The following is a 26550-nucleotide window of genomic DNA, read 5'->3' on the forward strand; positions in this document are numbered from 1 at the left end:
CATAACTCCGCCGCCCCAGGCATACACGGGCACCACCGACTCAAGGGAACGACCATGGGAAAGCTCGACGGCAAGGTCGCGGTCATCACCGGCGGCACCACCGGCATGGCGCTGGCCGGCGCGAAGCTGTTCGTCGACGAGGGAGCGCACGTCTTCATCACCGGCCGCCGCCAGGACGCCCTGGACGAGGCCGTGAAGCAGATCGGCCGCAACGTCACCGGCGTCCAGGGCGACGCCGCCGACCTGGACGACCTGGACCGCCTCTACGACACCGTCAAGCGGGAGAAGGGCAGCATCGACGTGCTGTGGGCCAGCGCCGGCGGGGGCGAGCCCGCCCCGCTCGGCGAGATCACCGAAGCCCAGTTCGACACCTGGTTCGGGCTCAACGCCCGCGGCACCCTGTTCACCGTCCAGAAGGCCCTCCCGCTCTTCAACGACGGCGGCTCCATCCTCATGACCGGCTCCAACGCCTCCCTCGGCGCCTTCCCCGGCTGGAGCGTCTACGCCGGCAGCAAGGCCGTCCAGCAGGCATGGGCCCGCATCTGGCTCAACGAACTCAAGGACCGCCGCATCCGCGTCAACGTCCTGACCCCCGGCCAGGTCGCCACCGCCAAGCAGGAAGAACTCTTCGACGAGGCCACCAAGCGCCAGTTCGAGTCCCTCATCCCCCGCGGCCAGATGGGCCGCCCCGACGAAATCGCCACCGCCGCCCTCTTCCTCGCCTCCGACGACTCCAGCTACGTCAACGGCATGGAACTCGTCGCCGACGGCGGCACCACCGCCCTCTGAACCGCACAACCACAACCAGGGCAGGACATCTCATGAGCAACATCAGCATCATCGGCACCGGGAACATGGCCCGCACCATCGGCACGCGGGCGATAGCGGGCGGCAACACCGTCGAGGTCATGGGCCGCGATCAGTCCAAGGCCGCCGGCCTGGCCAAGGCTCTCGGCGGCGGCGCCACCACGGGAGAATGGGGCACCGCCCCGGCCGGGGACATCGTCATCGTGGCCCTGCTGTACGACGGTGTCGTGCCGGCCGTCACCCAGTACGGAGACGCTCTCGCGGGCAAGGTCATCGTCGACATCAGCAACCCCTTCAACTCCACGTTCGACGGGCTGGCCCACCGCGAGGAGACCTCGATCGCCCAGGAAGCCGCCAAGGCCGCCCCGGCCGGCGCCAGCGTGGTGAAGGCGTTCAACACCGTCTTCCGCCACGTCCTGGAGAAGGGCCGGCCCGACGTCTTCCTCGCCAGCGACAACGCGCAGGCCAAGGCACGTGTGGAGGCGTTCATCGAGAGCCTCGGGCTGCGCCCGCTGGACGCCGGCGGCCTGAAAATGGCGCACTGGCTGGAAGGAGCGGGCCTGTTCACGGTGGGCCTCGCCAACCACGGGGTGGGAAACGTGGACTTCTCCCTCAGCATCACCGAACTTCCCGCCTGAGCAAACAGTTGACGGATCACCGAAAGAACTCGCCAAGTGAGCCCGCGGCAAGTCGGCGGGGTAGCGCTCCTGCACGTCCTTCTCGAAGGCGAAGACCACTTTCATCAGGTCGATAACCGCTTCGTCCAGCCGTGCTTCGGCCGCATCGAGCCCCCAGTCCGCCAGGCAGCCGTCGGTGAACTGGGAAAAAGTGCCACCACGGCAACCGGCCGCACGCCTGCCAGGGTCAACGGTGATCGGGAGCAGCAGTGGCCAGGAACTTCCGTGGGAGCGCGGACGTGAGGACACGCTGAACGTCATCAGAAACACGTCACACAAAGCTGGGGCAGGATAAATACCAAGTCAGAGGCCATTCTTCAGCTCCTCGGGCGAGTCGTCAGGACCTCAGAGCGTCAAATGAGCGTCACGGCCGACGTACGCTGCTCCGTCGACGAGGGCCATCTGTGTCCACGAGTTCTTCGCTTCCGGCGACCGGGCGGCAGTGGCTCCAGGCGCCCGTACAAGGTGCCCGTCCAGTTGCCGACCCGGCCCTTCGGTATCGACGGAGGTGAAACCACCGGCGGCCGAGGGGCGTGTCAGTCGTCGGCGAGTGCCTCGTGGACGGAGGAGACTGCGCCGGCGCCATCGCCGACGGCGGTGGCCACTCTTTTCGTCGAGCCCGCACGGAGGTCGCCGACTACGAAGACCCGGGGTGCGCTTGTCTGGAACGGCAGGGCCGTACCGAACGGTTGGGCAGGCAGGCGGCTGTCCGTGAGGACGAAGCCGTTGTGGTCCTTGGCCACGCCGGCCAGCCAGCCCGACACCGGGTCGGCGCCGATGAAGCAGAACAGCGCGCGGCAGGCCAGCCGGTCCCGCCGCCCATCGGACCTCTCGGCAACGATCGACGTGAGGGTGTCATCGCCGCCCAGTTCGCGGATCGTGCTGCCGGTGTGGACCTGGATCCGTGCATGCGCTCGGATCCGGTCGGTCAGGTACGACGACATCCGGGCTCCGAGATCGGCGCCGCGGACGATCAGATCCACCGTCGCACCACGGGCGGCGAGGGACAGGGCCGCTTGCCCGGCCGAGTTGGCGCCGCCGACGACCGTCACCGGCTGGTCTTCATGGCCTCGGACGTCCAGCTCGGTGGCGGCGTACCGGACGCAACCGGACCTCTCGAAAGTCGTCCATTGCGGCAGGTCGAGGTGGCGGTAGTGCGCCCCGGTCGCGGCGATCACCGCGCGGCACCGAATGCGTGCGCCGTCCTCCAGCAGGACGGCCGGCCGTCGCTCCTCGGAGAGGTCCAGGCCGGCCACGGCGCAGGGCGCGTGGATCCGTACACCGAACTTGAGCGCCTGGACCATCGCCAGACGGGTCAGGCTTTCGCCGCTGACTCCGTGCGGGAAGCCCAGATAGTTCTCGATGCGGGCGCTCTTGGCGGCCTGGCCGCCGAGCCCGGCGCGGTCCAGCAGTACCGTGACGAGGCCCTCGGACGCCCCGTACACGGCGGCCGCCAGACCCGCCGGGCCGGCGCCCACCACGACGAGATCGACCGGACGCCCGTCGGCTCGATAGGTGAGACCGAGCACCTCGGCAATGGCTCTGGGCGTCGCGAGCCGCAGCAGCGAACCGTTGACCATCGCGGCCGGGAGGTCGTCCTCGCCGAGCCCCGCCAGTCTCATCAGCGAGCGTCCGGGGTTCGAGGCCGCGTCGAGCCAGGAATGCGGCAGGAGCATCTGCGCCACGTAGGTGCGTAGTTCCAGCGTCTCCGCGGCGTACGACCGGCCGACGAGCTCCAGGGCGTTGCCTGCCGCCCCGCGGATCACCTCACGCCGCTCCCTGAACGCCTCGATCAGGGTGTCGGCGATGTCGACCTGCTCAGCGAGGGCCCGGCGCAGCATCGCCGCCCGGATCCGGACGACTGTCCCGGCGGACACCACCCGGGCGGTCAGGTAGACGTGCTGACCGGTCAGCAGGTTGAGCTCGCCGAGGAAGTCTCCGGGGCCGCCCCGGTAGATCAGCCGCTCCGGCTCGATCGCCGTCGCGTCCCGGACGATGTCCACGGTCGCCGACCGGAGCAGGAAGAAGTCGTAGGTGTCGTCGCCGGATGTGTACAGGTCCCGGCCGGGCTCGGCGTGCTCCACCTCGCCGTACTCGGCGAGCCGGCGGAATTGCTCGTCGTCCAGGACCGGCCCGCGCTGTGCCGCATCGTCGTACGCGCGCTGATGCATCGTCCCGTCCTTGGCAGGAGGGGTCAGTTGGATGGCGTGCCGGCCGGTGCGGTACGGGGATCAGGCGTGGGGGGCGGCTCGTCGTGCTCCCGGAGACCGTGACGGGCGTAGAAGCGCCGCGGGGGCGCCGGCGCCCACCAGTTCGCGTTTGCGAGCAGGCGCATCGTGGCCGGTACCAGCAACGCCCGGACGATCGTCGCGTCCACTAGGACGGCGATGAGCATCGCCACCCCGATCAGCTTGATGAACGTGATTCCGGAGACGGAGAACAGGCCGATCACGACCAGGATGAGCAGCGCGGCGCTGGTATTGATCCGGCTGCTGCGCTGCAGCCCGAGCGCGACCGCCACGGTGTTGTCGCCGGTCCGGTCGTACTCTTCGCGGATGCGGGACATCAGGAAGACCTCGTAGTCCATCGACAACCCGGACACGACCGCGAGTACCAGGATCGGCTGGGTCGCCTCCAGCATCCCGGTGGAGGTGAAGTTCAACAGACGCGACAGATGGCCGTCCTGGAAGATCAGGACCAGTGCGCCGAACGAGGCGCCGAGCGACAGGATGTTCATCACGATCGCCTTGATCGGCAGCACGACGGAGCCGAAGGCGAGGAACAGCAGGACGAAGCCGGAGCCGCCGGTGATCAGTGCCATCCAGGGCAGCAGATCGCCCACGGCGTCGAGTTGGTCGGCCGGCTGCGCGGTCCGGCCACCCACCAGCGCCTCACCACCCGGTGGTGCCGGTACGGCCCGGATCCGGCCCACGAGATCCCGCGACTGGGGCGATATGGGGTCGCCCTGGTACATGATCGTGACGCGGGCGACGTCGCCGGACCGACCCGTGACCTCGGCTCCGGACACCCCGTCGACAGTCTGGACGGCGTCGACGTAGTGCTCCAGATCGGCCCGGTCCGACGAGGTCACGATCGCTTCGACCGGCACCTGCCCGTTCCGGACGAAGTGCCGGTCGACGGTTTCCGAGACCACACGGCTCTCGGTACCCGTCGGCAGCACCCTCGGGTCGATGCCGCCGAGCGCCGGGAAGGGCGAGGCCAGGCCGATCATCCACCACCGTCGGCTGACCATCGTCCGCCCAAGCCTCTCGAACATCGCCGTCCCCTCCTGGCTTCGTCGGCTCGGTGGTGTCAGCGCACGGCGCGCTTGATGAGGGCGGCCGTCGCCGCGGGCTGCGCAATCATCGCGACATGTGAGGTGTCGGCCTCGAAGGTGTGTGCGCCGGCCCGGCGCGCCATGAATCGCTGCGCCGCCGGGGGCAGCACCTGGTCGTCGCGGCCCACGAGGTACCAGGACGGAATGGTCTTCCAGGCCGGGGCGCCGGACGGCTCCCCGAGGGTGCGCGCGTCCGCCGGCCGCTGGCCGGCCCACATCAGCTCGGTGGTCGCCTTCGGCAGGTCCCCGGCGAACACGTCGTGGAAGAGCTCCTTCTTGATGTAGCCGTCGACGAGGCCCTCACCGTAGGGACGGAAGTCCAGCGCCTCCTCGCTGAGCCTGCTTCCGGGGTACTTCGTCTGCAGGCCCAGCAGCGTCTCGCCCTGATCGGGCACGAACGCGGCCACGTAGACCAGCGCCTTCACGTTCGGGTTGCCGGTGGCGGCGTTCGTGACGACGATCCCGCCGTAGGAGTGCGCGACGAGGACGAGCGGGCCGCTGAGGGTAGCGAGGATGCCGGCCAGATAGGCGGAGTCGGAGGCCACGCCGCGCAGTGGGTTGGGCGGTGCGATGACCGGAAAGCCGTCGCGGATGAGCCGGGAGGCGACCCCGTTCCAGCCGGAGGCGTCGGCGAACGCGCCGTGCACGAGTACCACAGTGGGCTTCTGGCCGCTGCCGCTTCCGGTATGGGCCTGCGCGGCGGGCGCGTCGAGTGCGGCGCCCACTACGACCGCGGCGGATCCGGCCAACAGCCCTCGGCGAGTCGTCGTCATGGATATATGCCCTTCGGTATCCGGTGTTCTCAGGGTGATCGCGGGTCAGCGTAAAACCGGTTACTTGACGAGCACTGAACAGGAATCCGGCGCCCTCCCGGAGCGGCTTCACCATCAGTTCCGTTGTTGTCAAGCACGTCGAACCAGCGTGCGGACATGAAGCCGATAAAGAGCGAAGCTTCCTTCACACAAAGCCGGAATACGCGCCGGTGAAATACCCGTCGGCGAAATCGAGTAAGGCTTCCCCTTGATCGTGCAAGCGGGACGCGATCGCGCTCGTCGATTCCTCGGGCAAAACGGCCACCGCCGTCGTCCGGGAACTCGGTATCAACTCCGAGTCCCTGCACGGCTGGTACCGCCGAGCCGAGGCGGACAGAGGCGGCCCTGCTCAAAGAGCAGATCGGCACCCACACCAGCGGCGCCAGCACGCCCTCGCGGCGCAACGATCAAGTGTCCGAGTTCAGGGGAAACTTCACCCCACTGCTTTTTCGTGGGCGACGGCACGCGGCGCCGCAGTGTGGGCACGCTTGTCCAAGGTGTACCGGCGTTGCAGCGCGATGGCGATCGTCATGAGCACGGCCGGCACCAAGGTGAAGCCGTAGCGAACGGCCGCCAGTGCGCCGGGAGACTGCGTGGCGTGCTCGCCCGCGGTACTGGCCACGAACCCGCCCGCGGCCAGGCAGGCCGAGTAGATGTACGGCCCCAATGCGCCGCCGGTGGCCTCGGCGGCGGTCCACACGCCGGTGTAACTGCCCGCACTGGCGGTGCCGGCCGGCCCGGCGGCGGCGATGACGTCGGGCACCATCGACAGCGGCATCAGTTGCATCGCGGCGAACGCGACGCCCAGCGTCGCCACGGCTGCGATCACCAGGGGCAGGCCGGCCGCGGCGCCCAGGGCCAGCACCAGCGAGCCGGCCACGAACGCGGCCTGGGCGACGAGCAGGCTGCGCTGCTTGCCGAGACGCCGGGCCACCAGTACCCACAGGGGCGTGGTCAGGACCGCCGGCGCCATGAACGCCGCGATGAGCACGGTCGTGAACGAGGAGCGGCCCAGCTCGTACTCGGCGAAGTACGGCATGGCGGCCAGCACCAGGTTCATCGTGATCGCGACGGTCAGATATGACGCCGTCAGCGCACGGAACTGCCGGTCGCGCAGCGCCACCAGCAGCCCGCCCCGCTGCCCCGGCTCGGCCGGGGTGCCCGGCGCAGCCCGGTTGAGGCGGGCGACGCCGGTGATGCCGACCAGCATCGTCGCAAGCATGACCGCGCCGAGCAGCAGGGCCATCCTCGTGTAATCGCCGACGCCCGGATCGTCGCCGGCGACCGCCGGCGCGGCTATGCCGGCGAGCAGGACGCTCACGGTGATCACGACATTGCGGTAGCCCATGAGGCGGGTCCGCTCGTGGTAGCCGATGCCCAGGTCGGCCGGTGTGGCGAGGTAGGAGACCTGGTAGCACGAGTAGAGCAGGTTGCCGGCGACCAGCGCCATCGCGACCCATATCGCGGCGGTTGTCCCGTGCAGGTCCGACGGCACGGCGAACATGGCCACGAAGGCAAGCACCACGACGCAGCCGGCCAGCATCAGTCGCCGGCGGTGGCCACCGCCGGCAAGGCTGGCATCGGAGATCCGGCCCACCCACGGGTGCACCACGATGTCGGCGACATTCGGCAGCAGCAGCGCGAGGCCGGCCGCGTACGGAGGCACGGCCAGGACTTCGGTCAGGAAGTACAGCAGGAAGATGCCCGGCACGGTCACCCAGATGCCCATGCCGATCGAACCGGCGGCGAACGGGGCGAGTGCGCGGAGGGGGAGCCGAACGTTGGTCATGAGCCGCCTTCCGGGAATCCCCCACAGGGGACTGTCGTTGCTCGCATGCGTCCTCAGAAGGCCAGGGCCAGTCGGCGTACGGCTTCCCGCAGTTCTTCCGGACTGCGGTCGCTGTAGGACAACCGCAGGTGCCGATCCGAGGACCGCTGCCGGGGGTCCGCCGCGAAGTACTCGCCCGGCTGGTAGATCACGCCGTGGGCGGCTGCCCGCTGGAACAGCGCCGCGGGGTCGACAGCGTCGTCGGTGAGCCGCGGCCAGAGGAACAGCCCGCCTTCGGGGGGTACGACGTGGAGGGCGCCCGGGAGTTGTTCCCGCAGGGCGTCGATCAGCACGCCGGCCCGTTCCCGGTACAGCGCAGTGGCGCCGCGCACGATCCCGTCGAACCATTGGGCGTCGTCGGTGAGCAGCCGTTCGATGATCGCCTGGGTCACCGAGGATGTGTGTACGTCGAGGCGGTTGCGCAGCCGGATCACCGGGTCCACGAGGTGGTCCGGCAGCACCAGCCAGCCCACGCGCCAGCCGGGGCCGAGGGTCTTGGTGAAGGTGTTGACGTGGATCGCCCGATCCGACTGGTTGAAGACCGCGACACCCTGGTCCTGGCCGCCGAAGCGCAGTTCGCGGTACGGATTGTCGACGATCACGTAGAAGCCGTACCGCTCGGCAAGCTCGATCAGTGCCTGCCGCTTCGGCGCCGAGAGACTGACCTGGGCGGGGTTGTGGAAGTCGGGCACGGTGTAGGCAGCGGCGATCCGGGCGCCGGCGGCGAGCCGCCGGGCGAGGTGTTCGACATCGAAGCCGTCGGCCAGGACCGGTACCGGCAGGGTCCGCGTCGTCGACACCTCCAGGGCCCACAGGAAACCAGGGAACACCGGATCGTCCACCGCGACGGTGGCACCGCGCTCGACGACGGTCAGCGCCGCCAGTGAGAGGCCGTGCATGCCACCGTTCGTCACGACGATCCGGCTCGGGTCGACGCCCTCCCGTTTCGCGATCCAGTCGCACAGTGCGGCGGATCCACGCGGCGGCGCATACTGCAGGGACGCGATCGCGGCGTCGGGGTCCTGCCACAGTTGCGCCGATGCCTGGCCGATCGCCTCGGCCGGCAAGGCCGCGGGCGCGGGGATGCCGCCCAGCAGGCGAATCGTTCCGGCAGCAGGGGCGGCCAGGCTGGCGTCGACGAAGCCCTTCGGTGCCGAGAGCCCGCGGGCCAGGGCCGTCAGCCCGCTGTATTCCTCAGGGCCTGCGGTCACGCGTTGCCTCCAGGTCGTGAGAGGAGGCGTTCGGCGCGTCGCGCGAACAAGTGCGCCTCAGATGCGGTGGATTGTGTATAGGCCCGTTCGGCGGCGGCCCGGACAGCGGTGAGTGGTGCACCGCGGGCCTGGAGCAGGTGTGCCTTCACCAGCAGGAGCAGCCCTTCGGCGTAACGCTGGCCGTAGTCCCACATTGCCTGGTCGGCCCGGTCGAGAGCGGTATCGGCCCGGTCGGGCGATCCGGCTGCCAGCCACATCTCGGCGATCAGTGTGTAGTGGTAGGCGATGCCCCATTGCGGCGGATCGAGGAGGTTGGCGGCCAGGAGTTCCTCGGCCTCGGCCGCGGCGCCGGCCGGGTCCTCGCCGGTGAGGGCGCGTGCCCAGCACCAGCCCTGCCGGATGTAGTGGTCGATCTGGGTGCGGAGACGGGCGAGGCCGGCGGCGGCCCACCGCTCGCCGGCTCGCCGTGCCGTTTCGGCGTCCCCGGCCATGGAAGCGATCATGGTCGTGTAGTAGACCCAGACGGAGGCCGCGTACGGGTCCCCCGGGGTGTCCCAGGTGTCGACGAAGGCCAGCGCCGCGTCGACATCACCGTGCAGCGCGGTCATGACGGCCCGCCAGCCGGGCCCTTCCCCGGGAATGCTGCCGTCCCGCCGGAGCGGTGTCTCTTCGTCCGGGGCCGGGGCGACGGTGGCGCCAGTCGCGGCGACATCATCCTTGATGAAGGACCGGTATGCCTCGCCAATGTTGCCGATGTCCCACTGATGCAGGCCCCAGGCATGCCGGCCATAGCGCTGGACGGCCGGGTCGGAGGACGTCTGCCCCTGCTCGTGCATACGGCGGGCCAACTGCCCACGGCCCTTTTCAATGGAGGTGTAGGCACCCATCAGGCGGATGAAGAGGAAGTCGGCGGCCTCCGCCTCCCGGCCGAGAGTGCGGGCCAGGTATTCCGCCCGCTCCAGCAGGTCGAATGTCGACGCGTCGTACCCCGACTGCCGTCTGATAACAATGGCGAGCAGCGTGAGGGCGGAGAATTCCAGCTCCATGAGTCCTGAAGCCCGGCCGACCTGTACGGCGGAGCGCAGCTGTCGGCCGGCGGACTCGAAGGCGAGTTTGGCTCCCGCGCGGCGTCCGGCGCGGATCAGCGCCTCCGCGGCGCGGACGGGCTCGGCGAGGGGGCCGGCGGCCCACAGGTGGTATGCCAGGCGTTCGGCGACGTCCTCATCGTCGGCATGGATCTGTTCGAGAGCGTCCGCGATGCGCAGATGCAGCCTAGTGGCCTGCTGTTTCGTCGCGGTCCCGGAGACCGACTCGCGAACCAGGTCGTGTGCGAAGCGGAGCGAGGACGGATCCTGCGGCCCGGTCTCGAGCAGCCCGAGAGTCTGCAGCGGCTCCAGGCGATGGAGACAGTCCGCCACGTCCACACCGGTGGCGCGGGACAGCAGCGTGAGGTCGACGTCGCGGCCGATGAGCGCGGCCACATGCAGCAGGTCGCGGGCGCGGTCGTCGAGCCCGGCCATCCGGTCACGGACGACGTCATGGACCGTGGACGGGACCCCGGCCGACGCGGACGTATCACCGTCACCGATCGCACCGGCCCCGCTGAGGAGCCGGGACAGTTCGCGGACGAAGAACGGATTGCCGGAGGTACGGGCGTGGATGGCGCGGGCGACGGCGTCGCCGGGATCCTGGCCGGCCTCGTGGCGGATGAGTTCGGCCACGTCGGCCGGGCTGAGCGGGCCGAGCCGGAACCTGCGGTGACCGGGCCGCCTGCTGACAGCGGCCAGCACCCGCGAGAGATCCGGGCTCAGTGCGGGCGCGCGGTCGCGCAGCGCGCCGATGACCGCGGTGCCGTGGGGCAGCCGCCCCGCCAGGTGCTGCAACAACTGCAGAGAGGTGGCGTCGGCCCACTGGAGGTCATCGAGTACCAGGAGTACCGGCCGCCGCGCCGAGGCCTGTCCGACGAGGGCGACGACCTGTTCGAACAGCCGGAACTGGGCGTTGCCGTCGGGAAACTCCCGGGCAGCGTCGTCCCGCGCCGCAAGGAGGCTTCCCAGCCCGCCGGTGAGCCACTGTTCGCCCGCCGGAGCGGGCAGACTGTGCACCACCTGGCTCAGCGCCTGCTCCCAAGGCCACATCGCCGGTGTCCCGTCACCCTCCAGACACGAGCCCCAGACGGTCAGTGCACCAAGCCGCCCCGCCACAGCGGCGGCCTCCTCCAGCAGCCGGGTCTTGCCCGCACCCGGTTCACCCTCGACAATGCCGATCGCGGTGCCGCCGGCAAGTGCACGCTCCACAATCCGCCCCAGCGTGGCGAGTTCCTCCACCCGGCCGATCAACGTCGCCGCCGCAGTCCGCCCGGCCTCCCCGTCCGCCTCCCGCACAAACGGCAACGCCGGGAGCTGCGTGAGAATCCGCCGGTGCGCGTCCTCCAGCGCCGGACCCGGATCGATACCGAGCTCGTCGGCAAGCCGGTCACGGACCTGACGAAACACCGACAGCGCCTCCGCCTGGCGTCCAGTCGCGCCGAGAACGCCGATGAGACCGGCCAGCACGGGTTCGTTGAACGGCGCCATCGATGCAGCCAGCTGCAAAGCCCCAAGCACCCGCTCCGGCCGGCCCACCGACACAGCAAGCCCCGCCGCAGCCGTGCACGCGTCGTAGAACTCGTTGTCGAGAGCGGCGAAAACCGTCGTGGCCGTAGTCCCGTCGGCGATACCGTCACCCGCCGAGCCATGCCAGAGCCCGAGCGCCCCGACGTAGTGATCGAGGGCCACCTCCTGATCATTCCGGGCCAGCGCGGCCCTGGCGGCCTCGACGAGTTCCCGGAAGGCAACGAGATCCAGCATGGCGGGGCCGGCGGCGAAAAGGTAGGAATTGCCACGACGGTGCAGATACGAACCGGCCTCGCGGACGGGCCGCAGAGGTTCAAGCAGCCGCCGCAACGCACCGACGTACTTCTGGAGAATGTTCACAGCCGACACCGGGACGTCCTCAGCCCAGATCAGGTCGACCAACTCGCTCGTACTGATCGGCTTGCCCGCACGGGCAAGCAGCACCGCGAGCAGGTACGACTGCTGCCGAGGCCCGGCATCCAGTTCGACACCGTCCCGCCAGACCCGCAACGGACCGAGAATCTGCAGACGCAGATCTCCGCCGGAGGAAGCCATCCCCACCCCTACCCCTGCTCACGCGCCGACCACGATCATCAGCGGCGTCGCCACCTTACGGCTGACCCGCAGCCCGGGTCCATCCGCCGACACCACCACTGGGCGCTGCTGATCGTGGCGGAACCAGGTTGCCGATCGGCCGGTACCAATACGTCGGCGCGTCCAGCAGGTCGATCCCGAGTACGCGGCGGGCCAGTACGAGGTCTCGGTCACAGCCAAAGACCCGGTGGCCGCCGCCGACACCACCGTGCAAGTCGCCAGACCATCCGCGGCGTGTCCGCCTGCTACGGTCTGCGCGACTTCTTCGCCACGCTCCTTCGCGGGTGACGGCGTAGGCAGCGGCGCCCACCCGCACCTCAGTGCCTCGCGCGCTGGCGGGAACCCGATGACCGGCGGCCGGGGCCCGTACCGCCTCACGGCGGAGGGCGAGTCCTTCCTCGCCGGCGTCCTCGACGCGCCCGCCCTACCGGCGCGGGGCGCTCCGGGGCCGGCCGGCGGTCTCCGGCCGACCCCGTCCGCCAGGCCGAGATCGCCTTGTTCGCCGCCCCGGCCCGACCGCGCGGACGTGCATGTCGGCTCGAAGGACGGCTGTTTCTACCTCGGCTGGTTCTCGAACGGCCGTCCTGGCACCGATGGCGAGGGATGGACGATCGCCGTCACCGGCACGGCCGAGATGCCCGGCTACCGTCTGTCGTTCGACACTGAGACGCTGGCCGACATCGTCGCCGCCGCTGTGGCGCGCGTGCTGGAGACCTCGCGTCGCGTATGACCGTGCTGACTCCCACCGGCAGCCCTCGCTCGGAGGGCTGGCCCGCTGTCGCCGGCTGGTCCGTTCCGTCGCACACCGTTTCCCCCTACGTCAGGAGGCTGTTCGTGACGTCCCCGGAGACGACCGTCGGCGATTTCATCGACCTGCTGTCCGGCTGCGACCGGAGTGCTCCGGTCCGCCAGGCCATGAACCCGTTCTTTCCGATGGCGCACCGGCTTGCGCAGGTCGTGCGGTCGGTGGACGAGACTGGCCGGACCGTCGTCTACCTCGCCGAAGGGCGGGCCGAGGAGGCACAGCTCGGCCATCTGCCGCCCGAGGTCGCCGTCGCCCTGACGTGGCAGGGCCCTGTCCAGGCGCCCCTGCGGCGCCCCCGCCGCCGCGCCGGCGGCGACTAAACCCGCATCGAGCCCTTGGAGGGGCCCCTGTATCCCGACTTCCCGCTCGACCCGTCTACACCGCGCGGCGGCCAGCCCGCGTCTGGGTCGGTCCCCGGCATCTGGCCGGTGATGACGGGCGCCTCTACGACGCTGTCGCTGACATGCTCGCCGGCCTGGGCTGGACGAGCCTGACGATCGTCCGCGGACGGCACGGGCCGGACGAGGCGCCGGAGGATTACAGGTCCTGCGCAGCACCGTCCTGCACGTCAGCCCCGACGCCCTGCGCTGGGCCCAGTGGAGTCTGGCGGACGAACCGTTCCACCTGGGAGATCTCGGCGTGCGCGGACACGAGCGGCCCGCTCGCTCAGTGGTCGGCCTACTTCACCCCCGACGTCCCCGGCGAGGCGGTGAGCGACTTTCTCGTCGCGCTCGACGCCCGCGACCAGCCTGCCGTGCCGCTCGCCGGCCCCGAGCTGGTTCTGGACGCCGTCACCGTCCACGGCTGGCTGCGCGACATCGACCAGCCCCAGGCGGCCGCCACGGACCCGACGTTCATCTCGCACATCAGCCTCGGAGAGGTGCCGCCTCTCATCCAGGATGCCGACCCGCGTGCCCTGACCGCCGAGACCGACGAGGCGGGACCGGCCGGCTGGCAGGCATGGGCCGAGCCCGCGCTCGGTGCACCCTGCCTGTGGGCGGCCTCCTTCGGGTCCAGCGTCCCGCACGACCTCGTCGCCGCCTTCGCCGCCTCCCTCGGCTCGACCGCACCGGTCCTGCGCCGGATGCTGCCCGAGGCCACCCAGGAACGCCTCCTGCGCGCGCCGGCAATCTAGGACTTGTCCGGCCGATCATGTCGGACTGCTCGGCGATTTCGGCCCGAGGATGACTGCCAGCCGAAGGTGATCAAGGTCGTCAAAGCCCTCTGCTTGTACTTCGACGGCCGAGGTGTCGAGGCGAAGGGTGAAGCACGGGTCCGCGTCGATGAGCTGTTTCAGGTCGTCGCGGGCGCCGTGGTCGAGACGGGGTGAGATGACAGCCTCCCACTCGGCTGTATTGGCGGTGGCCGTCAGTCTGGCCGGGACTTGAACCAAGCAGGTTGATGGGTTGGCCCACCACTCCAGAATCGCCGCCTTCTCGTAACGGTCCACTGCCCGAGCGTAGACGCCGGTGCTCCCTGTCCGTCCAGTTCGTTGTCCGGGCCCGGGGCGGGGGTGATCTCAGCGGCTCGTCGTGTTGGAAACCGAGAACGAAACGCTCCCTATGCGCGCCTGTCGGCTCACTGCCTAGGTGTATTGATCACGAGCGTTGTTGACACGTGCCGGTGCTTGATCATGGCGAAGACCTCCGGTGTGGTGGAGCTGTCTAGGACCGCACCGCACGGAGGTCTTCGTGTCCCACCGTAATGCCCGGCTGACCGTTCACGGCAGACGGATCCTCGTCGAGCGTGTCCACGCGGGCCGCCCGGTCGCGCATGTCGCTGCCGAGATGGGTGTCTCGCGGACCACGGCCCACAAGTGGGTCCGCCGCTTCGCCGAGGAGGGTGGGGCAGGCCTGCACGACCGCCCCAGCCGGCCTCTGTCAACACCGCACCGCACCGCGGCCGGCCTCGAGGCCCGGATCTGTGACCTGCGCACGGCCCGCAAACTCGGCCCGGCCCGGATCGGCCCCATCCTCGGTATGCCCGCCTCGACCGTCCACCGGGTCCTGACCCGCCACGGACTGAACCGGCTGGCCTTCATCGACCGGCCCACCGACACCGTGATCCGCCGCTACGAACGCGACCGCCCCGGCGAACTGATCCACGTCGACGTGAAGAAACTCGGCCGGATCCCCGACGGCGGGGGCCACAGGGTCCGGGGACGCGACGCCGCCGGGCGCCCGGTCCGCGGGATGGGCTTCGACTACGTGCATTGCGCCGTGGACGACCACTCCCGCCTCGCCTACAGCGAGATCCACGCGGATGAGAAGGCCGCGACCTGCGCGGGCTTCCTCACCCGCGCGGCCGCGTTCTTCCACGCACACGGCATCGCTGGCATCGAACGCGTCCTCACCGACAATGCCTGGGCCTACCGCAAGGGCCCGGCCTGGAAGCAGGCCCTCGCAGACATCGGCGCCACAGGAAAGCTGACCCGTGCCTACCGGCCCCAGACCAACGGCAAGGTCGAACGCTTCAACCGCACCCTGCTCGACGAATGGGCCTACCTCCGGCCCTACACCAACAACGACGAACGCCCCACAGCCCTGCAGGACTTCCTGCACGCCTACAACTACCATCGCTGCCACACCGCACTCGGAGGCCAACCACCCATCACCCGCGTCAACAACCCTGCGGGTCAATACACCTAGGCCCCGGCCGGTCGGTCTTCGCGGGCCCGGGATGCCCGGAACGGTCCTCGCCGCGTTGTCGGAGTCGCCCGAGTATGCCCCGTACAAGGACGATCCTCCGCCTTGCGATCCACCGCACCAGCCGCCCCGGACTGATCCACGAAGATCGACCGGACAGGCCCCAGGCAGACCACCACTGGTGGGCCCTTCCCTTGTCACTCACAGCGGTAGCGAGCAGCAGTGACTGAGGAATACGCGGCACCTCAACATGCGAATGCGGGGTGGCGAGTCAGTCCCTGCCCCCTCCGCTGTCGCTCGGCCAGGTATCCGTCGCACGCTCGATCGCCGTGGCGCCCGACCGGTCGACCGCGCTGCGTACGAGCGCGAAGATCGCGCCCTGGACCGCGGCCGCCAGCAGGACCTCGCGGGGCGGATGCATACGGGGCACCCGTGAGATGGCCCATGACCCCGCACGGATGATCCCTGCCTTCTCCTGGTCACCGCCGAGCGCGGTGTGAGCGCGCCACACGGCGGTCAGCAGGTCGAACGGGGCCTGATCGGCGAAGAGCAACCCAGTGCCCCGGCCGTGGGCTGCGGTCTGGCCGGTGTTGGGCCTCGCTGGGTCCAGGAACGGGCCGCACGCCGCGGTGGGCGGGGCCGATCGGCGCCGCGCCGATCGGCCCCGCCTCGCCGCAAAGCATCCACCCCCACGTCGTCAACGAGATCTGGTAGATCCGCGCCGAGGACTTCCCAATGCCGACGTCAGTGGAGGTCAGCGGCTCTGTCGCGGTAAATCCGGCATTTACTGCGCCGGCAGCCACCGTCACACAAGGTGGAAATCAGGCCGAGGAGATCCGTTCCATGACGCACGATTAGCGAAATACCCTAACGTCCCGTCATGGACGTGTCGTTGGACTTCCCAAAGCCCAGCAAGCTCACGATCCGTGCATGAGCCGTCTGCAGTCCGCAGTGCCGAGCCGACCTCGCCGTCCGTCCAGCCACTATGACGTGAATGTCACGAGAGGAAGATCATGCACGCGAACAACAGCGCAAGGAGCCATGAGACGAAGGACAGTCGGCCGTCGGCTCGCACGCCTGCTGACCCCAGCGCGACGCCGTCTCCCCCGCTCTTAGCCCTCCAACGCAGCGCTGGCAACCGGGCAGTCGTTCAGATGCTCCGCCAGGCCGGACCCTCCTGGGCCCGGCAAGAGCACCGGCACACCGACGGCCCCGCCCCGCACTCCACGTCGCACGACAACGGGCCCTCCGTGCAACGGCAGATCTACTTGGAATCCAACCCCGTCGGCAACATCCTGGAGTTCCAGCACAACACGTCGGTCCGCCCAGCCTGGGAAGGTGCCGCCGCAACCATGGCCACAAGTGCCGCGGCGCAGCAGCAGTCCCTCAATCACATCATCCCATTCGAACGAATCGAGTACGACCTGACCAAGCACCTGAATTTCCTGCTCGAAAACCGAGGCACAGCGGCGTGGCAGGGCCGTGTCGCCGCTTTCGAGACCAACTGCGACGCCCTGTTCACGAACGGCACGCCCGAGCACTCCGAAATGGTCCGGCGGCGCGACAGCGTCAAGAACCTCATCAGCACCATGGCCCAGAACCCTGGCGGTTCACAGCGCGCTCCGGTGACGGGTGCAGCCCGGAAACTGCTCAGCGCCCTCAACAGCAGCTCGCAGAACCTGCGGGCCGGGAACAGCTCCCTCAATTCATCGATCAGCAATGCCATCGATGCCGAGTTCCTGGCCGGGACTTTCTGGTATTCCGGCCAGGCGGTCACCGGCAAAACCCCTCCGGCTGGGGGGAAACCACCCGCAGGCGCGACGCGCATCGCGGGCCCGACCGGCGCGCAGGGCAGCCATTCGGTCTCCGACCTTGAGTGCGTGCGGCTGACCCCGCAGCATGAACGCCACGTCTTCGCGTACATCGACGCCTCCCCATCGTCCTTTCACTTCATCCTCTCTGGGGGTGCGGGTGCGCTCCACCCGCTGGCTCAGCCGGGGCAGCAGATGTCCTCGACCCAGGCGCCGACGGCCGTATCGCTGCCTGGCACGCCTCACCCGGTGATCGTCATGGACCCCAACAACACCAAGGCCCCGCACCTGTTCTTCGAGTGACGGATGGCCTGTCCAATCGCGCTGGAACACCGAGCGTCAAAAGGTTTTGACAGCGACTCGGACTTTCCGCTCCGTTCCTGCCGGGACGGCATACTGCCGTACAGGCGGAGGTTCATTCTGTCTCTGGCAGGTTCTTTTGGGACCACCGCGGCAGGTAGTTCGGGCTCCAGGTTGTGGCAAGTTGATCTGGCTCCAGCTGCCCCTCGGTGCTCCTGGGCATCGCAGTGTCAGTGGTGCCTCGTGCTCTGCGCTGGTGAGTATGAATGGTGAGTACCTGCGTGTGACGCCAGCCGAACTGGCCAGGGCGGTCAAGGATCCGGAATGGGCGTTCGAGTACGTCATGGAGGTCATGGAGACAGATGGCATCAATGACGTCGCTCCCTCGGATGCGCGGCAGCTGACGACCCACAAGGCGTTCGAGGCCATCGCATTCCTCCTCGAACGCGGCTTCGCGTGCTTGTCTACCCGTCCGCTATCGATCTGTCCAGCCGCACCCTGCAGCACCTCTCCGGTCTTCTCGCAGGTCACCGCCGCCGCATCGGCTCCCGCTGGCGGCACCTCACCTGCGGCCGACAGGCCCTGTTGGTCCTGGCCCACCTGCGCTGCGGCGACACCTATGCGAGGCTCGCCGCGGGCTTCCGCATCGGGATCGCGACGGCCTACCGTTACATACGCGAGGCCGTCGGCCTCCTGACCGCCCTTGCGCCCACGCTCATGCAGGCCATGGCTACCGTCGCAAGAAGGCGTACGTGATCCTCGACGGCACCGTGCTGCCGATCGACCGCATCGCCGCCGACTGCCCGTACTACTCGGGGAAGAAGAAGCACCACGGGATGAACGTGCAGGTTCTCGCAGATCCGGCCGGACGCCTGATCTGGGCCTCGGACGCGTTGCCGGGGGCCACGCACGACCTGACCGCGGCTCGGATCCACGGCATTCCCGCCGCCCTCGCCGACGACGAGATCAAGTGCTGGTCCGACAAGGCTTATCAGGGCGCCGGTCCCACGATCCGCGTTCCGACCCGAGGCAAGCACCTGCGCGGCTGACGCCGGCGTCACAACCGGGACCACGCCAAGATCCGCAGCCTCGGCGAACGCGCCATGGCGATCCTCAAGTGCTGGCGGCTCCTGCGGAGGCTCCGCTGCAGCACCACCCGGATCACCGCCGTCGTCCGAGCCGTCGTCACCCTCGAACTTGCGATCTGATCAAGATGGAAGAGGTTCCTTGTCGTGCTCTTCGAGGCACAGTGCGACCGGCAAGTGGCGCGGCGACCAGTGCTGAGTCGGCGCATCGGGCGGTGCGGTGGCCGCGCCTGCCGGACCGTGGGCGTGCCGTGATGACGGTGTACCACCGCGTGCGCCCAGCGCCCTGTACTGCCGTGAACGGTGCGGCGGTACGTCGGCGCACGAACGAAGGCGGGCGTCCTGCGCGCCGAGCGGTGGCGGGAATGGCATGCGCCGGAAGTGTTGCCGATCCCACTACAGGCTGCGGGGGGGAGGCCGGGGGAGCTGCGGCGATGTCCACGCGCCCGTCGCTCGCGGGCGGGCGGGCGCGTGGCCAGTGCAACCGCAGGGGCCCAGGGTGCGGCACCGGGGGTCCGCGTCGGCCAGCGCGGGGTGGCCTGAACTCAGCGGTACGGTGTGCGGACCACGGCGGACTGCGGTCGGCGCGTGGGGGGGTCGGCAATGATGCGGCGCATGGCAGCGAACACGGATCCTGCGAAGGCGTCCACCACCGGCACATCCTTTACCTACTGTCTCGACGCGGGCCCGCGCGGCAGCAAGGACGAGACCCGCGCCTCTACCCTCTGGCGGCTGAACGGCACGGCCTGGGAGTGCCTCGCCGGGAAGGCGTGGACCCCCGCGAGGATCGACCTGGTCCCGGAGTCGGTCCGCACCCTGAGCACGAGGATCAGCGCCGGGCAGGCGGACACGGTCGTCGGCGGGCTGCTCGACCTGAGCTACTGGGGCGTGTACGAGACGGATGCGCCCGAGGGGGCGGAGCCGTATACGGTGATCCGCCGCGACGAGCGGACCGGTGCCCGCGACCAGGCGCTCGGCCGTGACGGCCGCTGGTCCAACACTCTGACGCTGTACAAGGTGTTCACCGCGCCGGGCGCCGACCTGCCCCGGGTGCGCAGGCTCGACACCGGCATCGACGTGGTCCGCGCGCTGGCCCTGTTCACACCGCCGCCCGCAACCCCGCCCGCCACGGGCGGCGGTTCCCCGGAGCCCGCCGCGCTGACGCCGGAGGAGGAGAGCAGGCTGGCCGCCTACCACAAGACGGCAACGGGCCGGAAGGACGAAGTCGGCGGGCTGATCGACCGCATCGCCAAGGCGACCGGTGGCAGGCTCGTCGGGACCGAATACGCGCTCAAGAGCCTCGGCTCGCTGCGGGAGAAGGTCCTCAGGATACGCGAGGAGCACGCGGGCAAGCCGGGCCCGGCCGCCCAGCCGCTGCCTCTCGAAGTGGCGCTGGCGGTGGTCGCCGACCTGCACCGCTACACGATCCTCTACGACCCCGCGCAGTATGCCGCGAAGGCCAGGGACGCCTGCGCGGCGTTACGCGAGACCTACCTGGACCAGGTGCTGCGGGACTACTGGTCGACCGACTATTACAAGGGTTTCAACACCTCCTGGCAGGCCAAGGACCAGTCGTACATGATCGAGGTCCAGTTCCACACGCCCAACAGCTACGACACGAAGTCCGCGGCGCACGTCTACTACGAGATCAACCGCGCGCTGGCCTCCGGGGAGTGGGACCGGCGCGCCTGCCGGGCCCTGCAGGTGCTGGCCAACGCGGAGTTGGAGATCCCGCCGGACCTGTATCTGCTGCCGGTGAAGGTGCCGGCGACGGAGCCCGACTACCGGACTGCCCCGGAGTTCCAGGCGGCTCTGGTCCGGGTGAAGGCGCAGGCGCTCGAACTTGGCCGGAAGGCCGCGGGGTTGAAAGCCTGAGCGCCCGGACGACCGGACCGGACGAGCGGCCCGGGGCTGACGGGCCGGGGAGCAGCAAGGGCGGGCAGGGCCTGGCCTGCCCGACAGGTCATCTGACGCCTCATCAGAACGAGCGTCAAATGAGCGTCACGAGCGTCAAGATATCGCCCGTATCGCCCACACCGCACATAATGCGCACAGGCAAAACCGCAGGTCAGAAGCGCTTCGCAGCCGGTTCGAGGATGGCGACACACTCCACGTGGTGCGTCATCGAAAAGATCTCAGTCTGGGCGAAAGCCAGAGAGTGTGCAGGTCAGAGGCTATTCTTCAGCTCTGGCAGGGCGCTGGAAGAGGCTCGGAGCGTCAAATGAGCGTCACGGTGGAGAGGCACGGCACGGCCACCCTGATGAGCCTGGGGCGCCTACCCGGGTGATCTGCGCGCGTCGGGAACGGAGCCCCGCCACATGTTGGTCTTCCCGTCCGCATGTCGTCGTGCGGATGCCGTCGACATTGGAGCGGGCGAACCTCAGCATGTCCTTGTTCCAGTTGAAGGGGTCTCCGGCCCGGCCGCCCACCAAACCGTGGTGGAGTCGGCTACTCGCCGCCGATTCGAGGGCCGGGAGGTCAAGACTGACTTCGCCCCGCACGTACGCCGCTGCCCGCCGCTACCTCGCCCGCGACGGCGCCGTGTTTTATGACAATCCGCGCACGCTCCTGCTCTGCCGCTACAAGCACGATTGGGCACTCTGCCAGCGCGACGGCGCCATCGATGATGCCCCCGCCCTGGACCGGTATGTCCCCGGCTGCGGCAACACCCTGCGACAGGACAGCTCCGCCGCCAGATTGTTCAAGCATCCGTCTTTCCGTCAGGGCGCGATCCACGCCGCTCGGGAACCGAGGCAACACGGACTGGCCATCCCGCACAACGCGTTTGGTCTCAGTGCGTTGAAAGTTGTTCGTACCGGACCGAGCGCCCGGCTGCCGCCCCCGGTGACACGGGTGCGGCCCGCGCCGCTAGCGGGTGACGGGGATCTCCGCTCGCCAGAAGCGGGCCTGTCGCACGAGGGCTGTCCAGCCGTGGTCCTGGGCGATGGCCATGGCTTCCGTCAGCCTTTCCTCTGCGACCTGGTCGTGCATCGACGGTGCGGAGGCGGCGTGCAGGATCCGGCCTTGGATGATGAGCTGCGCGGCCATGTCGTAGGCGTAGGCGGCCGGTTCGGCGGCGAAGCGCGGACGGAGCAGAGCGGTGGCCTCCTCCGTGGCGGCGGCGGCGTCGCGGTGGCGGCCGGAAGCGGCGAGGGCGAGGCCGTACTGTCCCAGATAGTCGGCCAGTTGAGGTTCGTACACGTCCGGAGCGACGGCGGCCAAGGTCCGTGCCAGCTCGACCGAACGGGTCGCGAAGGCCAGGGAGTCGGCTGTCCGTTGCTGTCCGGCCAGTGCCTGGCTCAGCACGTGGAAAGCGGCGGACAGCTGGGAGTTCCGCTCGATGTCCGGCGGCACCGCTCCGCCGTGATCGGCTCCGGTCCCGGCGTCGGCGCCCAGCAGGGTCGCAGCCTCCCGGGCGCACCGCGCGGCACGGGCCCATTTCTCGTTGTCCGTGAGCGCCCAGGCCAGCGAGACCAGTGCCGCCGCCAGGTCGCTCGCGGATTCCCCGGCCGGCCCGGCACTCCCCCGCGTCGGGCTGTCCGGATCGGCGGTTCCCCGCCCGATCTCCTGCCCGGTCCCGGGGTCCTGGGCGGCGTCGTCCGCCGCGTCGGGGTCGCCCTGGCGTCTGGCGACGGCGACCGGGTCACGGCAGAGCCTGACGGCCTCTTCGCACACCCGGACCGACTCGGCCTTCCGGCCCTCCCGGGCGAGAGCGTCGGCGTACAACTGGAGCGCCTGGCACAGTACGGGCCGGTCGCCGGGGTCGTTCCCGCTCAGGGACCGCCAGCGCCGCACCGCCTCCCTGGCGACTCCGAGGGCCGCCCGCGAGCCTGCCCTCAGAAGGGTCTCGGCATGCAACAGCACCAATTCCGCCAAAGTGCCGGGGGGCAGTTGGTCGGCCGGGGACGCGGTCCGGCACAGGCGTACCGCCTCACCCGCGGTGACGGCCGCACCGGCCCGCTCGTCCGCGTTGTGGCGAGCGCGGGCGAGATCCGTGAGGAAGCACAACCGCACCGGCAGGGAGGGACCGTCCGCCGCGTCGTCGGGGATCCCGCGATGGAGTTCCGCCGCCTCCGCCAGCGCGGCGCGCGACTCCGCCGTACGGCCCAGCTCCTGAAGCGGGTATGCCCTCCGGTGCGCCGCCTCCGCCAGTGCCGCGTCCCGGGCGTGCGGCGCGCCCGCGATCGTCGCGTACGCGCCCTTCTGGCGGTCGGCCACGGCCAGCGCCTCCTGCCAGCGTCCCAGGCCGCACAGGAGTCGTAACCAGTTCCCGCCTGCGTCGACCAGGGCAGCGAGATGCGTCCGCGGCTCGGCCAGCGCGACTGGCAACAGCGAGCGGTACATGTCTTCGTACCCGGCCAGGAGCCGCTCGACGGCCGCCTCTCCCTCCGGCCCCTGTGGAGCGTCCCCCTCCAGCAGGGCGAGGGCCCGCAGGTCGAGCACGTCGGCCAGTCCGTGGTCGCCCTCCACCACCAGCCCCTCCCGCTCCAACTGCCTCAGCAGCGGCTCCGCTTCGTCGAGGACGCGCAGACAGGCGGCCGTCCTGCCGAGGTCGGTCAGGTGTTCGGCGAGGTTGAGCAGCACGTCCGCCAGGCCGGGGCGCTGGGCGGCCAGTGTCCCGCAGCAGACGCGGTAGGCCGTGGCGGCTTCCTCAAGTGCGCTCACTGCCTCTTCGACCCGGTCCTCGTCCGCCCAGGCGTTGCCGAGGGCGTTCAGCGCGCTCGCGAGGGCAGGAAGGTGCGCGAGGGGGTTCGGCCGCCGCGAGCGGACGGAGCAGGGTGACCGCTTCCTGCGCGGCGGCCACCGCCCCCGGGCCGTCACCGCCGTCGCGCAGGATGTCCGAGGTGTAGGAGAGAGCGAGGGCGAGATCGTCGAGAGGCCGGGCGGGGAAGCGCCGGGCGATACGCCGATGGATCTCCACGGCCTCCCTGATCCGCCGGTGGGCCTCGCCCACCTTGCCCTCCTCGCGGAGGCGCGCCGCCAGGCCCGCCAGCGCGTCCGCCAGGGCGGGCAGGTACCGGTCGGGAGAGCCCGCTGCCAACGGCCGGTACCCACTCACCGCCTTCCGCTGCGCCGCGAGTGCTTCGGTGTTCCGCCCCGACGTGGCCAGGGCGATGCTCAGGTTGTGACGCGCGAGCGCCAGGTCGGCGCGGTACTCCCTGTCCCGTGCCGCGAGAAGGCCGTAGCGTTCGACGGCCGAGCGGGCGGGCGCCACGCTCTCCGGCCACCGGCCGGCATCGCCCAACTGGTTGGCGAGGTTCGTCTCGGCCATCGCAAGATCCGCCAGATACGTGTCCGGATCCTGTCCGGCCAACCGCTCGTAGAGCACCGCCACTTCGCGGCTCGCCTCCAGTGCCTCGGCCGCGCGGCCCGCTCGGGCCAGCGCGGCCGCCCGGGAGTTCAACGACAGGGCGAGGTCGCCCTCGTGCGCCGGATCCCCGTCGGCCGCCAGGCGCCGCCGCAGGGCCACCGCGTCGTCGAGGGCGGCCAACGCCTCGTTCGTACGCGCCAGTTCGCCCAGGCGGATGGCGAGCCGGTGCTTGCGGGAGGCCAGCCTCGCCAGGGCCCGTTGGTCGTCGTCCGCCCCGGCGCGGACGGCGGCATCCGACCGGGCCACGAGGAGCCCGGCGAGATCGGCGGCCCAGCGGTCGAGCGACAGCGTCGGGAAGGGGACGGCCTCGTAGACCTCGGCCGCGAACTCCGCCTCACCGCCGTCCATATGCCGTCCCCAGGCTTCCCGTACGGTGTCCAGCGCCGCGATCAGGGCCGACGGCTCCGCGACCTCCGAGACGGTCCGGACGGCGGACAGAACGAGCTGTGCCGGATGGCGGGCGACGACCTCGCTGAGCAGACCCGCGATCCGCTCCTGGTGAGGGACTGTTCGGGCCAGCAGATGGAAGGCCGCCTCGATCTGGTCGTCCGACGCGGCCGGGAGCAGCCATTCGAGCAGCCGGGGCTCGGTCCCCAGCACCGTGCCCACCAGGAACTCACCCACGCGGTCCGGCTGCAGAGAACCCCAGTAGCGCCCGTGCGCGGGGTACAGATCAGCGAGCCAGTTCGCCACGGCGGTGTGGTCGAGCCGTGCGGTGCGGCCGGACGGAAGCCGGGCGAGCGTCGCCGCCGCCTGCCGCGCGTCACGGGCGCCGCACAGGGTCGCGCACGCCACGAGAAGCCGGCGGTCGTCCCAGCCGAGCCCGTCCAGGCCGAAGGCCCCGGATGTCTGCTTCCAGTAGCGCTGCTCGTGCCGGAGCAGCACCATCTCGTCGGGCTCGCCGCGCTCCGCCCGTACGGCGTCCCGCTCCTGCAACAACGCGACCAGCACGGTCATCTGGAGATTCAGCGCTCCCCCGAACCGCCGGTCGGTGACGTCCGGGACCGTGGGATGGGGGAAAAGCCCGGCTGCGGCGGGGGCTGCCCGGTCTTCGGGCATGGCCCCGTCGTCGTGATCCTCGGCGGCACCCTTGTCGCGGGCACCCGCGCCGTCAGTGTGCGGGCCGCCACCGTGCGCGCCACCGACCGCGCCGGCCTCCGGACCCGCCCCGGGGTCGGTGGCCGGGCCGGCCGCCCCGCCGCCGGGCGCCGGGGCCTTTCCCCACAACTCCCGAAGCCGCTGCCCCAGATCCTCCCTCGCCTCCCGGGCAGCCTCGGCGCGCCGGCGGGCGGAGGGTTCAAGGGCCGACAGCCGGATCACACCCCCATGCGGTTCGGGCTCCAGCAGGGCGGCCGCGCGCGCCTGTTCGGAGACGGTCGACCACCATTCGCCGGCCTCCCGGGCGAGCAGCAGCACGCGCACCGGCCGCCGGGCACCGCGGCGGGCCGGCCGGGCCAGGGCTGTCACCACCTCGCGGACCTGGGCGGTCCTCAACTCCGCGTAGTCCAGCACCAACAGCACCGGGACCAAGGAGGCACGAAGAAAGGCGTCCAGCCGGCCCATGTCGCCCCGGTCGGCCAGAAAACCCGCCGCCCAGCCCGCCCGGGCCGCCTCGCCGGTCACGGCGAGCGCCAGCCGGGTCTTCCCCTCCCCGCCCTGCCCGCTGAGCAGCCGGAGCGCGGCCGGGGCCCCGCCGTCGCGCCACCGCGCGAAATCCCGCAGTTCCTCGTCACGTCCGTGGAAGCGGACGACGGCCGCCTCCGGCCTGAGCAACGACACCGGCGAGCGCAGGGCATGCCCCGCGTGACGGTGCAGGAGGGAGTGGAGTTCGGCGGGCTCCGGCCCGTCCTCGGGCAGCCGGAGTAACGCGCGCAGCCGCGGCACCCGCCAGAGAGGGGCCAGCCCCTGGACATACAGCCGTCCGGCCTCCGGCTCGCACGCGGCCTTCGCCACCACCCCCACGACCAGCCCGTCGCACAGCACGGCCGCGCCGGACATTCCTTTCCAGCGCGACTGCGCGTTCCCGGGACTCCCGGTGAGCGAGGTCGGCACCGGGCTGTGCACCCGTACCTCGTACCGTGGCCACGCCATCGGGCCGGAACCGCTCACCGTGCCCCACACCTGCGCCGCGTCCCGGAAAGGCACACCGTTCGGGCCCCGGGCGGCGAAGCCCGCCGGGAAACCGGTGGCCGAGACCACGGCCCGGCACGGCTCGGTGACCAGGCGGCCCCAGCGCACGGCGGGCACCGGGGGCAGCATCCCGGGCGGGGTGTCCGTACAGCGCAGCACCGCGAGATCGGCCGGCGGCTCCGGTTCCCCCGCCCTTCGCGTCGCCGTGTCCCGGTCCGCCGCTCGTCGCCCGTGGAATTCCACGGTGCAGGGCAGCCACCCCGGCGTGGTCGTCCCCGCTCCGGCGAGGGGCCGTACGCGGATCTCGCCGCCCTCCGGGGGCACCAGGTGACCCGCCGTCAGCACCAGTCCGCCGGGAAGCAGCAGCCCCGAGCCCATACTCCAGCGCGTCGTCCCCGGTAAGCGCGAGAGGACCTCGGCGACCTGCCCGGTGGGCACCCCCGGGTCCCACGCTTCTCCGTCCATGTGCCCTCCCGATCGCCCATGATGGCAAAAGTGTGTACGCCGTGCCGGTGGGCAGGA

General features: G+C 70.4%; 18 protein-coding genes and 3 pseudogenes. 10 read left to right on the forward strand and 11 right to left on the reverse strand.

Annotation, left to right across the window (positions count from 1 at the left end):
• Nucleotides 1-54: 54 nt before the first annotated feature.
• Together KQY30_RS01710 and KQY30_RS01715 are read left to right on the forward strand one after the other, a co-directional pair.
• On the forward strand, nt 55-789 hold the full coding sequence (locus KQY30_RS01710) for an SDR family NAD(P)-dependent oxidoreductase (RefSeq protein WP_217305222.1): 735 nt from the start codon (nt 55-57) through the stop codon (nt 787-789).
• Between the two features lie 32 nt (nt 790-821).
• A complete protein-coding gene (locus KQY30_RS01715) occupies nt 822-1445 on the forward strand; it encodes an NADPH-dependent F420 reductase (RefSeq protein WP_217305223.1) in 624 nt (207 codons plus the stop codon).
• Between the two features lie 575 nt (nt 1446-2020).
• Here KQY30_RS01715 and KQY30_RS01720 read toward each other — a convergent pair.
• From KQY30_RS01720 to KQY30_RS01750, 7 genes are all read right to left on the reverse strand, one after another.
• Nucleotides 2021-3655 carry a cyclic nucleotide-binding domain-containing thioredoxin-disulfide reductase gene (locus KQY30_RS01720; protein ID WP_217305224.1) on the reverse strand — a complete coding sequence of 545 codons (1635 nt, stop codon included), beginning with the start codon at nt 3653-3655 and terminating at the stop codon, nt 2021-2023.
• A 23-nt stretch (nt 3656-3678) separates the two neighbouring features.
• On the reverse strand, nt 3679-4761 hold the full coding sequence (locus KQY30_RS01725) for an MMPL family transporter (RefSeq protein ID WP_217305225.1): 1083 nt from the start codon (nt 4759-4761) through the stop codon (nt 3679-3681).
• 35 nt (nt 4762-4796) lie between these two features.
• Entirely contained in the window at nt 4797-5594 is a 798-nt protein-coding gene (locus KQY30_RS01730) for an alpha/beta fold hydrolase (protein WP_217305226.1), read from the reverse strand.
• Between the two features lie 472 nt (nt 5595-6066).
• A complete protein-coding gene (locus KQY30_RS01735; RefSeq protein WP_217305227.1) occupies nt 6067-7422 on the reverse strand; it encodes an MFS transporter in 1356 nt (451 codons plus the stop codon).
• Between the two features lie 53 nt (nt 7423-7475).
• Nucleotides 7476-8672 carry a PLP-dependent aminotransferase family protein gene (locus tag KQY30_RS01740; RefSeq protein WP_217305228.1) on the reverse strand — a complete coding sequence of 399 codons (1197 nt, stop codon included), beginning with the start codon at nt 8670-8672 and terminating at the stop codon, nt 7476-7478.
• Nucleotides 8669-11842 carry a BTAD domain-containing putative transcriptional regulator gene (locus tag KQY30_RS01745; RefSeq protein ID WP_217305229.1) on the reverse strand — a complete coding sequence of 1058 codons (3174 nt, stop codon included), beginning with the start codon at nt 11840-11842 and terminating at the stop codon, nt 8669-8671. The genes KQY30_RS01740 and KQY30_RS01745 overlap by 4 nt, the downstream gene beginning before the upstream one ends.
• Before the next feature lie 18 nt (nt 11843-11860).
• Nucleotides 11861-12055, reverse strand: a complete 195-nt coding sequence (locus KQY30_RS01750) for a hypothetical protein (RefSeq protein WP_217305230.1) — start codon at nt 12053-12055, stop codon at nt 11861-11863.
• Between KQY30_RS01750 and KQY30_RS36040 the strand changes: the two genes are divergently transcribed.
• The 3 genes and pseudogenes from KQY30_RS36040 (at nt 11991) to KQY30_RS01765 (ending at nt 13821) form a co-directional block, all read left to right on the forward strand.
• Nucleotides 11991-12611 carry a DUF317 domain-containing protein gene (locus tag KQY30_RS36040; RefSeq protein ID WP_254407513.1) on the forward strand — a complete coding sequence of 207 codons (621 nt, stop codon included), beginning with the start codon at nt 11991-11993 and terminating at the stop codon, nt 12609-12611. The genes KQY30_RS01750 and KQY30_RS36040 overlap by 65 nt on opposite strands.
• A gap of 104 nt (nt 12612-12715) precedes the next feature.
• Nucleotides 12716-13006, forward strand: a complete 291-nt coding sequence (locus KQY30_RS01760; RefSeq protein ID WP_217305231.1) for a hypothetical protein — start codon at nt 12716-12718, stop codon at nt 13004-13006.
• 15 nt (nt 13007-13021) lie between these two features.
• Nucleotides 13022-13821 (forward strand): annotated as a pseudogene (locus KQY30_RS01765) (DUF317 domain-containing protein).
• Between the two features lie 15 nt (nt 13822-13836).
• Here the strand turns inward: KQY30_RS01765 and KQY30_RS01770 are convergent.
• A complete protein-coding gene (locus tag KQY30_RS01770) occupies nt 13837-14136 on the reverse strand; it encodes a hypothetical protein (protein ID WP_217305232.1) in 300 nt (99 codons plus the stop codon).
• Between the two features lie 241 nt (nt 14137-14377).
• Between KQY30_RS01770 and KQY30_RS01775 the strand changes: the two genes are divergently transcribed.
• Nucleotides 14378-15334 carry an IS481 family transposase gene (locus tag KQY30_RS01775; RefSeq protein ID WP_217305233.1) on the forward strand — a complete coding sequence of 319 codons (957 nt, stop codon included), beginning with the start codon at nt 14378-14380 and terminating at the stop codon, nt 15332-15334.
• A 268-nt stretch (nt 15335-15602) separates the two neighbouring features.
• Here KQY30_RS01775 and KQY30_RS36045 read toward each other — a convergent pair whose 3' ends face one another.
• Complete coding sequence (locus KQY30_RS36045; RefSeq protein ID WP_254406876.1) at nt 15603-15884, reverse strand: DUF4235 domain-containing protein; 282 nt, start codon at nt 15882-15884, stop codon at nt 15603-15605.
• Between the two features lie 697 nt (nt 15885-16581).
• On the opposite strand from KQY30_RS36045, the gene KQY30_RS01785 reads away from it, so the two are divergent.
• The 4 genes and pseudogenes from KQY30_RS01785 (at nt 16582) to KQY30_RS01795 (ending at nt 20402) form a co-directional block, all read left to right on the forward strand.
• Nucleotides 16582-17445 carry a hypothetical protein gene (locus KQY30_RS01785; RefSeq protein ID WP_217305234.1) on the forward strand — a complete coding sequence of 288 codons (864 nt, stop codon included), beginning with the start codon at nt 16582-16584 and terminating at the stop codon, nt 17443-17445.
• 259 nt (nt 17446-17704) lie between these two features.
• Nucleotides 17705-17860 (forward strand): annotated as a pseudogene (locus tag KQY30_RS36050) (DUF1877 family protein); the annotation flags it as partial.
• Nucleotides 17861-17898: 38 nt separating this feature from the next.
• Nucleotides 17899-18650, forward strand: a pseudogene (locus KQY30_RS01790) (transposase family protein).
• Nucleotides 18651-19142: 492 nt separating this feature from the next.
• Nucleotides 19143-20402 (forward strand): hypothetical protein, encoded by a 1260-nt coding sequence (locus tag KQY30_RS01795; RefSeq protein WP_217305235.1) that lies wholly within the window; start codon nt 19143-19145, stop codon nt 20400-20402.
• 993 nt (nt 20403-21395) lie between these two features.
• Here the strand turns inward: KQY30_RS01795 and KQY30_RS01800 are convergent.
• Together KQY30_RS01800 and KQY30_RS01805 are read right to left on the reverse strand one after the other, a co-directional pair.
• Nucleotides 21396-23192: a hypothetical protein gene (locus tag KQY30_RS01800; RefSeq protein WP_217305236.1), complete on the reverse strand. Its 1797-nt coding sequence runs from the start codon at nt 23190-23192 to the stop codon at nt 21396-21398.
• On the reverse strand, nt 23179-26493 hold the full coding sequence (locus KQY30_RS01805) for a tetratricopeptide repeat protein (RefSeq protein WP_217305237.1): 3315 nt from the start codon (nt 26491-26493) through the stop codon (nt 23179-23181). The genes KQY30_RS01800 and KQY30_RS01805 overlap by 14 nt, the downstream gene beginning before the upstream one ends.
• Nucleotides 26494-26550: the final 57 nt, after the last annotated feature.

Origin of the sequence: Streptomyces sp. GMY02 (assembly GCF_019056675.1) — a bacterium.
In the GTDB taxonomy this organism is placed as follows: Bacteria; Actinomycetota; Actinomycetes; order Streptomycetales; family Streptomycetaceae; genus Streptomyces; species Streptomyces odonnellii.

Bases quoted from the DNA above. Each gene is read 5' to 3' on its own strand.
- KQY30_RS01730 (WP_217305226.1), bottom strand. From the start codon at position 5,594: ATGACGACGACTCGCCGAGGGCTGTTGGCCGGATCCGCCGCGGTCGTA.
- KQY30_RS01715 (WP_217305223.1), top strand. From the start codon at position 822: ATGAGCAACATCAGCATCATCGGCACCGGGAACATGGCCCGCACCATC.
- KQY30_RS01805 (WP_217305237.1), bottom strand. From the start codon at position 26,493: ATGGACGGAGAAGCGTGGGACCCGGGGGTGCCCACCGGGCAGGTCGCC.
- KQY30_RS01710 (WP_217305222.1), top strand. From the start codon at position 55: ATGGGAAAGCTCGACGGCAAGGTCGCGGTCATCACCGGCGGCACCACC.
- KQY30_RS01795 (WP_217305235.1), top strand. From the start codon at position 19,143: ATGGCAGCGAACACGGATCCTGCGAAGGCGTCCACCACCGGCACATCC.
- KQY30_RS01745 (WP_217305229.1), bottom strand. From the start codon at position 11,842: ATGGCTTCCTCCGGCGGAGATCTGCGTCTGCAGATTCTCGGTCCGTTG.
- KQY30_RS01725 (WP_217305225.1), bottom strand. From the start codon at position 4,761: ATGTTCGAGAGGCTTGGGCGGACGATGGTCAGCCGACGGTGGTGGATG.
- KQY30_RS01735 (WP_217305227.1), bottom strand. From the start codon at position 7,422: ATGACCAACGTTCGGCTCCCCCTCCGCGCACTCGCCCCGTTCGCCGCC.
- KQY30_RS01720 (WP_217305224.1), bottom strand. From the start codon at position 3,655: ATGCATCAGCGCGCGTACGACGATGCGGCACAGCGCGGGCCGGTCCTG.